Origin of the sequence: Siminovitchia fordii DSM 16014 = CIP 108821, from assembly GCF_000374565.1 — a bacterium.
Classification (GTDB): domain Bacteria; phylum Bacillota; class Bacilli; order Bacillales; family Bacillaceae_C; genus Siminovitchia; species Siminovitchia fordii.
The window spans coordinates 54,930-65,885 of the sequence record NZ_KB894705.1 but is presented as its reverse complement, the minus strand read 5'-3'; the positions used below and the strand labels follow the sequence as shown (position 1 = coordinate 65,885).

General features: G+C 41.7%; 7 protein-coding genes, 1 rRNA gene, 1 other RNA gene and 1 other annotated feature. Of the genes, 7 read left to right on the top strand and 2 right to left on the bottom strand.

Features of this window, described 5'->3' with window-relative positions:
• Positions 1-49: 49 nt before the first annotated feature.
• A 5S ribosomal RNA gene (rrf, locus tag C509_RS0119350) occupies positions 50-165 on the top strand.
• Between the two features lie 187 nt (positions 166-352).
• Here rrf and C509_RS0119345 read toward each other — a convergent pair.
• The gene (locus tag C509_RS0119345; RefSeq protein ID WP_018708586.1) at positions 353-1,336 is read right to left on the bottom strand and encodes a YaaC family protein; all 984 of its coding nucleotides are present in this window, start codon (positions 1,334-1,336) and stop codon (positions 353-355) included.
• A gap of 73 nt (positions 1,337-1,409) precedes the next feature.
• Between C509_RS0119345 and guaB the strand changes: the two genes are divergently transcribed.
• From guaB to serS, 3 genes are all read left to right on the top strand, one after another.
• Entirely contained in the window at positions 1,410-2,876 is a 1,467-nt protein-coding gene (gene guaB, locus C509_RS0119340; protein ID WP_018708585.1) for an IMP dehydrogenase, read from the top strand.
• A gap of 611 nt (positions 2,877-3,487) precedes the next feature.
• Complete coding sequence (locus tag C509_RS0119335; protein WP_083934630.1) at positions 3,488-4,783, top strand: serine hydrolase; 1,296 nt, start codon at positions 3,488-3,490, stop codon at positions 4,781-4,783.
• A 72-nt stretch (positions 4,784-4,855) separates the two neighbouring features.
• Positions 4,856-5,072 (top strand) — a binding site (T-box leader).
• Between the two features lie 407 nt (positions 5,073-5,479).
• A complete protein-coding gene (gene serS / locus C509_RS0119325; protein ID WP_018708582.1) occupies positions 5,480-6,754 on the top strand; it encodes a serine--tRNA ligase in 1,275 nt (424 codons plus the stop codon).
• A gap of 110 nt (positions 6,755-6,864) precedes the next feature.
• Here the strand turns inward: serS and C509_RS0119320 are convergent, their stop codons facing one another.
• The gene (locus C509_RS0119320) at positions 6,865-8,151 is read right to left on the bottom strand and encodes a glycoside hydrolase family 18 protein (protein ID WP_018708581.1); all 1,287 of its coding nucleotides are present in this window, start codon (positions 8,149-8,151) and stop codon (positions 6,865-6,867) included.
• Between the two features lie 114 nt (positions 8,152-8,265).
• Between C509_RS0119320 and tadA the strand changes: the two genes are divergently transcribed.
• From tadA to C509_RS0119310, 3 genes are all read left to right on the top strand, one after another.
• On the top strand, positions 8,266-8,733 hold the full coding sequence (gene tadA, locus C509_RS0119315) for a tRNA adenosine(34) deaminase TadA (protein ID WP_018708580.1): 468 nt from the start codon (positions 8,266-8,268) through the stop codon (positions 8,731-8,733).
• A gap of 71 nt (positions 8,734-8,804) precedes the next feature.
• Positions 8,805-9,069, top strand: an RNA gene (gene ffs, locus C509_RS25750) — signal recognition particle sRNA large type.
• Positions 9,070-9,188: 119 nt separating this feature from the next.
• Positions 9,189-10,868 carry a DUF2207 domain-containing protein gene (locus tag C509_RS0119310; protein ID WP_169509270.1) on the top strand — a complete coding sequence of 560 codons (1,680 nt, stop codon included), beginning with the start codon at positions 9,189-9,191 and terminating at the stop codon, positions 10,866-10,868.
• The last annotated feature ends 88 nt before the right edge of the window (positions 10,869-10,956 follow it).

The window sequence follows — 10,956 nt, the reverse complement described above, 5'->3', positions numbered from 1 at the left end:
TCTTCTCTTATCTGGTTTTGAGGGAATGAATCCCTTTCTAAATAAATAGTCTGGTGGCGATAGCGAAGAGGTCACACCCGTTCCCATCCCGAACACGGAAGTTAAGCTCTTCAGCGCCGATGGTAGTGAGGGGCTTCCCCTTGTGAGAGCAGGACGTCGCCGGGCAATAAAAAACATGGAGTCAATGGACTTCATGTTTTTTTGTGTTTTTTAATATCGCAAGTATAAATAAAGCGTTGAATTATGGTGAGGTCAGAGCAATCTTAGTTTTGTAGCCAAAGTCAATAGCATATCAAAAATATCAACGAGAAACGCACATTCCACGTTTATTTCTTTCCATACTTATCATTTGTTATAATGTGCACCTTTTCATTAAGAAATGATAAATCATTCTTGGGCATTTTATCTCTGTTATTTCCAAAAAAGTATGGATAAATGGGTAAGTATCATCTGCAGCAGTTTTGATCAAATCGAACCACCATTCAGTTTCATACCTAGCAATCATGCTCAAATTATACAATAGTAAGTAATGTATCATGAGATCTGGAATGCAACTGATTTGTTCAAGGGAAGTATTAATACCATATTGTTCTTTAAAGATATGGTATCGGAAGGGAGGGTTCAGTTCTGATCGTTTTCCATCAATCGATAATTCATTTGGCTTCCAATAGATATTTCCTCCACTTTTTTCTTCAAGAAAAAGCTTCAATCGCTCCTCATTCATATGATAAGCATACGCCAAATCCGGAGGTATGTACCAATCGCTGTTCACTTTATCGAATAAAACGATATTTCTTTTATGATGAATAAAAAGATTTAAATCATCAAGCTCTGCAATGAGGGCAAGTAAATCTCCCATTTTAAATTTTTCTCCTTCAAGATGGTCTATCTTGAATATTTTTTCGGCAAAGTGCGTACACAGTCCGTTCCTTTGAATTTTTACTTCGTCGTTAAAAAATTGGTAATTTCTTTTTTTCCTTTTTCTCGTTGTTACTCCGTGGGCCAAGACAGAAGTCGAGCTAGGATAATACGGATCGACGGTGAGCAGACCGGCTTTGATTAAATGAACGAATCCGTAAAACAGAAGAACTGGTTTTATCGAAAAAGGGGAGGATGAAGCCTGTTTGTAGTAAATTTGCGCCTGTTCTAAATAGTACATGAAAGGGTAACAATTATCGTAACTTTTCCTTTCGGCTTCCGAGATATCCAGGTGGAAATAACAGTTCTTTAAATAAAATTGTACGGTGGAGGCAGATTGAAAATAACTGTACTGCAGCCATATCTCGTTAAGTTTGAGCAGAAAAACCACCTCCGAATAATTTGAAAAGTTGAACATCATCTTTATTCCTTGACAGTATTTTAACCAATTGATAACCTACTAATAATATTTTGGGCAGGGGGACAAAAAAATGTGGGAATCTAAGTTTGCTAAAGAAGGGTTAACGTTTGATGATGTTTTGTTAATCCCGGCAAAATCCGAAGTTTTGCCAAAAGATGTCGATATCAAAGTACAGTTGACTGATACTCTTCGTTTAAATATTCCTATTATCAGTGCAGGCATGGACACTGTAACGGAAGCATCCATGGCCATATCGATGGCGCGCCAAGGCGGAATTGGAGTCATTCATAAAAATATGAGCATTGAACGGCAGGCAGAAGAAGTGGACAAGGTGAAACGCTCCGAAAGCGGAGTGATTACTGACCCATTTTTCCTCACCCCAGAACACCAGGTGTTTGATGCGGAGCATCTCATGGCAAAATACCGAATTTCCGGCGTACCCATTGTAAATAATGAAGAAGACAGAAAATTAGTTGGCATTATTACGAACCGGGATATGCGTTTTATTCAGGATTATTCCCTGCCGATTACAGATGTTATGACCAAGGAAAATTTGGTGACAGCATCGGTTGGAACGTCCTTGGAGGAAGCAGAAAAAATTCTTCAGGAACATCGGATTGAGAAACTCCCTCTTATTGATGAGGACGGTGTACTAAAAGGCCTGATCACCATCAAGGATATTGAAAAAGTGATTGAATTCCCGCATTCAGCAAAAGATGATAAAGGAAGACTTCTTGTTGCCGCTGCTGTCGGGGTATCAAAAGATACATTCAAAAGGATAGAGCAGCTGGTAAAATCACAAGTTGATGCAATTGTAGTTGATACAGCACATGGCCATTCAAAAGGCGTTATAGATACTGTCCGGGAAATACGAGAGCAGTATCCGAATCTTAATATCATTGCAGGAAATGTAGCGACAGCTGAAGCAACACGTGAACTTTACGAAGCAGGAGCTGATGTTGTCAAAGTCGGGATTGGACCTGGTTCTATCTGTACGACACGAGTTGTCGCCGGGGTCGGAGTACCGCAGATTACAGCAATCTATGACTGTGCTACAGAAGCAAGAAAACATGGCAAGACAATTATCGCAGATGGCGGTATCAAATATTCCGGGGATATCGTTAAAGCACTTGCTGCAGGCGGACATGCCGTCATGCTTGGCAGCTTGCTTGCCGGAACATCTGAAAGCCCAGGAGAAACGGAAATTTTCCAAGGAAGACGCTTTAAGGTTTACCGTGGGATGGGCTCCGAAGGAGCAATGGAAAAGGGATCGAAAGACCGTTATTTCCAAGAAGATGCGAAGAAGTTTGTTCCTGAGGGAATTGAAGGGCGCCTTCCATATAAAGGACCCCTTGCGGATACGCTGTTCCAGTTGACTGGCGGACTCAGAGCGGGTATGGGTTACTGCGGAGCGGCCAATCTCAAAAATTTCCGCGAGCAATCCCAATTTATAAAAATGACTGGCGCCGGTTTGCGCGAAAGCCATCCGCACCAAGTGCAGATTACAAAAGAAGCACCAAACTATTCATTGTCATAAAGAGAAATCAATATGTGTGGCTAAAACCCCTGGATGAAATCATTTTCTCCAGGGGTTTTTTTATTTCTTTTTTAAGGAAAAAACAGGAAACCACCACGACGAGGGTTGTAAGTATTAGATGATAGTTGCCGTAAATGTTCACATAAATAGAGGAAAATAACATCGTTACTGCTGCAAATTGTCAAAATGAATTTGCTATAACACTTTGTATTTATATTTAAATGATGGAACTACTGTAATAGCAGATGTAATGGAGGAATATGGTAATAAAATATGTAAGAAAATGGCCTTGCTTTTGAGAAGATATTTTAAAGATTTAATAGCTAGATTATCATCCAATTTTTAATGTTATCATGTTGTTGTTATCTACATTTAATTTCTCTTCCCCACCAAAAAGAATGGTATTTTTTTCCTGTAATTGAATAACCAAGATTTCTGTGTTTTTTGTGAAATTATAGTTTATTTTATAAACTTCTACCGTAATGGAAATGACATATTTACAACCTATCCATCCATAACCAACTATGTTAAAATGACAAACGGGTACATAATATTTGGAGGGTCTACTTTTGAAAAAACGAGCGCATAAACGGTTTATAGCTTTCTTCGTCATGGCCATCATGTTAATCAGTACATTAAGCATACCTGCAAATGCTTCTGCCGAAGATACATTGGACATTCATGCAGATGCAGCAATTGTTGTAGAAGCAAGCACAGGGAAAATTTTATATGCAAAAAATGAAGATACTGCACTCGGAATAGCATCCATGTCCAAAATGATGACCGAGTATTTAATGTTTGAAGCAATTAAGGATAAAAAAATCAAATGGGATCAGCAACAGGTGATCAGTGATTATGTTCATGAAGTTTCTATAGATACCAATCTGTCGAATGTCCCGCTTGAGGCTGGAAAAAAGTATACAATTAGACAATTATATGAAGCTATGGCCATTTATTCGGCCAATGGAGCGACGATTGCCCTTGCGGAGGCAATTGCAGGCTCTGAAAAAAAATTCGTTAATATGATGAATGCCAAGGCTAAAGAACTTGGATTGGAAAATTATAAATTTGTCAATTCAACAGGATTAAATAACAAGGATTTAAAAGGAAAACATCCTGAAGGAACTGATGCTGATGATGAAAACATCATGTCGGCGCGGGCCATGGCAAAATTGGGTTCAAGGCTTTTGAATGATTACCCTGAAGTTCTTGAAACAACAAGCATTCCCGAAAAGGATTTCCCAGGGATGCCCGGAAAAATGAAAAACTGGAACTGGATGCTGCCCTCCCTTATTTTCGGTTATGAAGGAGTCGACGGCTTAAAAACAGGTACAACGGACTTTGCAGGCTACTGTTTTACGGGAACTGCAAAGAAAAACGACATGAGGATCATAACTGTTGTCATGAATGCCAAAGGTAAAAACGGAAAAGGTAATTATGATTCCCGTTTTGTCGAAACAAAAAAAATGATGGACTATGCTTTCAATAATTTTTCTATGAAAGAGATCTATCCTGATAAATATAAAGTAAAAGGGCACGATTCCCTCCCTGTTATAAATGGAAAAGAGAAGAAGGTTTCCATTCAATCGGATGCTCCTATCCAGGTTGTCTTAAAAAATGGAGAAGAGAAGTCGTACAAGCCTGAATTCAAAGTGGATAAAAAGGTTTTGAATAAGGACGGACAATTAACTGCACCTGTCAAGAAAGGTGAAAAGGTTGGAACTCTGGAAACAAAATATGAAGGGGAAACCGATTATGGATATATCGGCAAACCTGCTTCAGCCAATATTGTGACAACCGAGAAGATAGACAAAGCAAATTGGTTTATCCTTTCTATGAGAAGCATCGGCGGTTTTTTCGGTGATGTATGGCACAGTGCAGCCAAAACAGTCAAGGGTTGGTTCTAAATTATAGCGATTTTTTAGAAAAAGTTTGCATTTAGGTATAGGATATAGTATAGTATCAGAAAATTGATATGAGCGACTGTGTTGAAAGGAAATAGTAACAGGTGAAGCGTTTGTCAGAGAGCCGGTGGCTGGTGAAAACCGGTAGCGCAGCCTGTGAATCCCTCCTTGAGCAAAAATGCCGAATGCCGGTGCTAGTAAGCATTTTCGGGTCACACCCGTTATCCAATGAAGAGGAAAGCATGTATGCTTTCAATTTGGGTGGCAACGCGGGTAAACTCTCGTCCCTTCTGGGATTGGGAGTTTTTTTGTTTTTTTGAGAAAAGCGAAAGCGCCTGTTTATCGACGTACAGACTGGAGTGACTTCAACGAGATAAAGGAAACACGGCGCCTCAGGCCTCCACATCCTGCCGCTTCGCTCGCACTAGTACTTCCTGTACGTCGGCAGGCTCAGGCCGCGACGTCCTGTCGCTTCGCTTGCACTAGTACATCCTGTACGTCGGCAGGCTCAGAGCGCGACGTCCTGTCGCTTCGCTTGCACTAGTACTTCCTGTACGTCGGAGCCGATGTTGACTTAACGTAGGAGAATGCACGAAGTCTGCTAGTCGATGGAGCTATATATCCCATCAACATTCGAGTAAAAGTTTCATCTAATTTTATACTTTCTTTAAGTAAAAAACTATTTGGAGGTTGATTATCATGTTGGAGATAAGAATACTTCGTGGAAATTTAGAAGAAGTGAAAAAGAAGCTGCAACACCGCGGCGAAGATTTGGGGGATTTGGACAAGTTTGAGGAGTTGGATCAAAAGCGCAGGGGAATAATTGTTCAGGCAGAAAAATTGAAAAGCAGAAGGAATGAAGTTTCCGAAAAAATTGCCCAATTGAAAAAGGATAAGCAGAATACGGATGATTTGATTGTCGAAATGAGAGAAGTAGGGCAGCAAATCAAGCAGATGGACGGGGAGCTTCGTCGTGCTGAAGATGAATTGGAAAAGATCCTAATGTCTATTCCGAATATACCGCATGAAAGTGTTCCGGTTGGAGAAACGGAAGAAGACAATGTTGAAATCCGTAAATGGGGAGAGGTACGCGAGTTTTCATTCGAACCGAAGCCGCATTGGGACTTGGCAGCGGATTTAGGTATTTTGGATTTTGAAAGAGCAGCAAAAGTAACAGGAAGCCGTTTTGTATTTTATAAAGGGCTGGGAGCAAGGCTGGAGCGAGCTCTAGCCAATTTCATGCTTGATCTTCATGTGGAAGAGCATGGCTATGAAGAGATACTTCCACCTTATTTGGTGAACCGTGCCAGCATGACAGGAACCGGCCAACTGCCGAAATTTGCGGAGGATGCCTTTCATATTGAAAGCGAGGACTTTTTCATGATTCCAACCGCGGAGGTTCCGGTGACTAATTATCATCGGGATGAGATTCTTGATGGTGCGCAGCTGCCTTTAAACTATGCCGCCTACAGCGCCTGTTTCCGGTCAGAAGCTGGATCCGCGGGCCGTGATACAAGGGGATTGATCCGTCAGCACCAGTTTAATAAGGTGGAGTTGGTCAAATTTGTAAAGCCGGAGGATTCTTACGATGAGCTTGAGAAATTGACCGGTCATGCTGAAAAAGTGCTTCAACTGCTTAAGTTGCCATATCGCGTCATGAGCATGTGTACGGCAGACCTAGGCTTTACAGCCGCAAAAAAATATGACCTGGAAGTATGGATCCCAAGCTATAACACGTACCGGGAGATTTCTTCTTGCTCAAACTTTGAGGCTTTTCAGGCAAGAAGGGCGAATATCCGCTTCCGCTCTGAGCCGAAGGCCAAGCCGCAGCATGTACATACGCTGAACGGCTCCGGATTAGCGGTCGGAAGAACGGTTGCCGCCATCTTGGAAAACTATCAGCGAGCAGACGGTACGGTAGAAATTCCGGAAGTGCTCCGTCCATATATGAGGAATAAAGAAGTAATTTCATAAAAGATCAAACGGTTCATACAATAATTAGGGAAATGGCTCCATCATTCAATTTTTATGAGCTGTTCACCTGATATAAAAAGCGGCTCCAGCTTCTGGGCCGCTCTTTTCGGCTATTTTTTCACTACATTAAAATTATCCGTGATCAGCAGCCAGTTTTGAGGAAAAGGCAGACCCAGCTTCCAATATCCGACCCCACGAAGGTTCAGTTCTTTTACAAGATCAAATTTTGCCTGAATGGACCGAGCATCTTCAAACCATACTTCATGTTGCTTTCCTTCTTGGTCTGTATAATGGAAAAATGGTGCCTGTGCGGTTGAATCATATTCTATGGCTGCATTGTTTTCTGCGGCAATTTGAATGGCCCTCTGGGGACTGACGGCTTTTGCTGTCGTCCCCTTTACAAAAGGGAGCGTCCAATCGTAGCCGTAAAGATTTTGCCCCATCATCACTTTTTCCGAAGGCATTTCGGTAATGGCGTACTCCAGCACTTGCCTTACAGGGCCGATAGGAGATACAGCCATGGCGGGACCTCCGCTGTATCCCCATTCATACGTCATAATCAATGAATAATCAACAATTTCTCCATGCGCCTTATAATCATGTCCTTCATACCATTCACCTATTTGTGTCGCACTTGTTTTTGGAGCTAGAGCAGTTGAAATGATATACCCTTCCTTGTGAAAGAGATCTCTTGCCCTGCGAAGAAAATTATTATATGCCTCCCTATCCTCGCCCGCTATTCTTTCAAAGTCAAAATGTATATCTGTAAAACCGACCCGTTTCGCCTCACTGACGATATTATTTAAAAAAGTTGTTTGGATCTGTTCGTTCGTAAGGAGGATATGGACCAATTCTGTATTAAATTGCCCTTCCTCCTGATTAGCCAGTACCATGGCGAGGGATGTATTGTTTGTTTCGGCTATTTCAGGAAATCTGTTTAACTTTGGAGGATCCAATGATCCGTCCCGCTTCGGTAAATAGGCAAAGGGGGCCAGGTAGGTTAAATAGGGTGATGCTTCCCTTGCACTTGACTCTAGCGCTGGAGAAACTTCCCCTACTCGCCGGGGTTCCACATAAGCGAGAAATTCACCATCCCTTTTGGGTCTTTGTGGAATATAAAGCCGCATGCCGACTCGTATGGGTTGATTGACTTGAATACCATTGATTCGTGCCAGCTCCTGATAGGATATCCCAAATCTTTGGGCTATGGCCCAAAGGCTGTCACCAGGCTGGACCCAGTAAAACTGTCCGAATATCGGAATGACCATTGCCTGACCGACAACGAGTTGATTGGGATTGGGTAGTTGGTTCGCATCAGCTATAATGGCCGGTGCAATATTATAACGAGAGGCAATCGAGTTCAATGTCTCATTGGGCTCGACAACATGAATCTGCATGTTTTTCCTCCTTAGGCTGATCAAAATATAACATTCTCCTTGTCCCATTGTATGTATTATGTAAAAATAAAAGACCAACCAATGTTCTAATTAGAGTCGATTAGGGAGATACAAATGGAAAGAGAAGAAAAGTATATGCAATTGGCGATTGCTGAAGCAAAGAAAGCTGAAGAGATGAAGGAAGTACCCATTGGAGCAGTCGTTGTACTCAATGATAAAGTGGTAGCTGCCGCCCATAATAAGCGAGAAACGGATCAAAACGCTGTGGCCCATGCGGAATTGCTGGCTATTGAATCAGCTTGTAAAAAGTTGGGAACCTGGAGACTGGAAGAGGCTGAGTTATATGTCACATTGGAGCCTTGCCCGATGTGCAGCGGAGCCATTATTTTATCCAGGGTAAAAAAGGTTGTATATGGTGCATCTGATCCGAAGGCCGGCTGTGCGGGAACGTTGATGAATTTGTTGACGGATGAAAGGTTTAACCATCAAAGTGAGGTTATTAGCGGTGTTCTGGGGGAGGAATGCGGCAGGCTGTTAAGTGATTTTTTTCGTAGAATCCGTGAAAAGAAAAGAAGGTCTTAAGGCTTGGAAACTTTTGATAAAAGCAGAACAGGCATTGATTTTAAGCTGAAAAAGTAGTAAAATGGGATATGCCGTGCTAGACGGGGAAGTAGCGGAGCCCTGTACCCGAAATCCGCTCCAGCGGGGTTGAATCCCTTCCAGAGGCTGTTGTTTTGTCTGGTCTGCCTCAAGTAAGTGGTGTAGACACCCGGGTCCTGCGCAATGAGAACCCATGAACCATGTCAGGTCCGGAAGGAAGCAGCATTAAGTGGAACCTCTCATGTGCCGCGGGGGAGCCTGGGTCGAGCTAACTGCTTGAGTAACGCAGGTGAAGCACTGTCGAAGGAGGGTGCGCGGCATTTACTAATAAAATGATAAACCCATTCGCAATAAATGCGGGTGGGTTTTTTTATATTTGGAACCTAAACAATCCTTCGTCCGTAAATATTATTAACGGAGAGAGGTGAATACTCATGATGAGAAAAATAATATTTCTTACTTTGATCTTTTTGTTTTTAATACCTTCGTTTACATATGCAGTAGATTTTTCAATTCCTGATGTAAAAATTGATGCTTATTTACAGGAAAATGGGGACATCAATGTACATGAACGTCATACTTACTCTTTTGACGGTAAATTTAATGGCATTACCCGGGAAATATTCCCGAAAAAAGGTGCGGAAATAAGTGGATTAATGGCGAAAGAGGATGAAAAAAGTCTAAAAGTAGAAAAAGAGGGGGAGCTTTATAAAATTCACCGAAAGGGAAAGAATGAGACAATCCATGTGGATATTTATTATTCAATCAAAAATGGAATGGATAAGTTTATAGATGTCTCGGAATTTTATTGGCCATTTTTTGATGACCGTAATGAAACTGACTATGGGAGAATGACCATTGTGGTTCATCCTCCCGGTCCAGCAGATGAAGCCATTGCATTAGGGTACGATTCCGCATTTAAAACAGAGAACGTGGCGGATGATGGAACTATCGTCTATTCAATGGGAAAAGTGGAAGCCGGGGAGAATGGAGACATAAGAGTTGCCTACAATTCAGCATTATTTCCGGCAATGCAGCTAACGGCTAATAAAAAGATGAAAGAAGAAATAGTCAACGAAAAAAGAACGTTGGAAGAGAAGGCAATCACTTACGCTAAGAATAAAAAGAAACTGTCTTCTACAGGGGTATGGGTCCTAGCCGGATTTACCGCTTTGTTTATCTTAATGGTGATGAACCAAACCAATAAAACGAAAAAGAAAAAGGAAACTATAGTGGAAGATGTTCTAAATCATAAAGTGAAAATTCCTGAGCAGCAAATGACGATGCCCGCAACTATCTATTTTACTAATGGACTTCATAATGAAACGATAGCGGCAGCATTGCTGGACCTTGTCCGTCAGGGGTATGTCAAGCAAACACAAGAGGGTCATTTCCGATTAATCAATAGGGACGCGGCGGAGGAACATGAACGGATTCTCATCGGCCTTTTATTCGATAAGATTGGATGGAACGGTACCTTCCGCATGGATGACTTGGATGAATTCATGAAAGATAAGAAAAACCATATGAACTATAGTGAGGAAATCAACAGTTGGAAAGCGGCGGTTACAAAAGAAACAAAGCAGCATGGTTTATATGATCAAAGAATACCAGTGAGAATTGCATTTGGATTGTTAAGCATCCCTCCTTTTGGGTTTATGATTATGTCGGCTAAGTATGACCTTTTCCTGTACATGATTTTATTTATCTTCCTGTTTATAGCCTATTTGGGATTTTCCATTTTTTACAAGTCATTGTCAGAAAAAGGTATACGCATCCAGGAGGAATGGAAAAGATTGGTTGATGAATTTGATCGAATTTCCGATTGGGATTGGAAAATCTATAGTGAGGATGACCGGATGCGGGCCATGATTTATTCACTTGGAATCAGAGGATCGGTCCACACCGAAACGAACAGATATACAATCATTGATGGATATCCAGGTGAAGCAACCAGCATGTCGTCAGGCTTTTATCCGTTGTATTGGCCGGTCCTGGCTTCATCTTTTGATACGGCAGGAGAACAGGCAAAAGAAACGGCCGCTTCCCAATCAAGCGGAAGCTCGTCTTCAGGTGGAGGAGTTGGAGGCGGCGGGGGAGGATCAGGTGCATTTTAAACGATCCTTTCATCATCTCACTTATATCTTTCTTCAATGATACTCAACCTGTAATTTCCTTTCGGATTAAGGTATAATAAATGGTAGA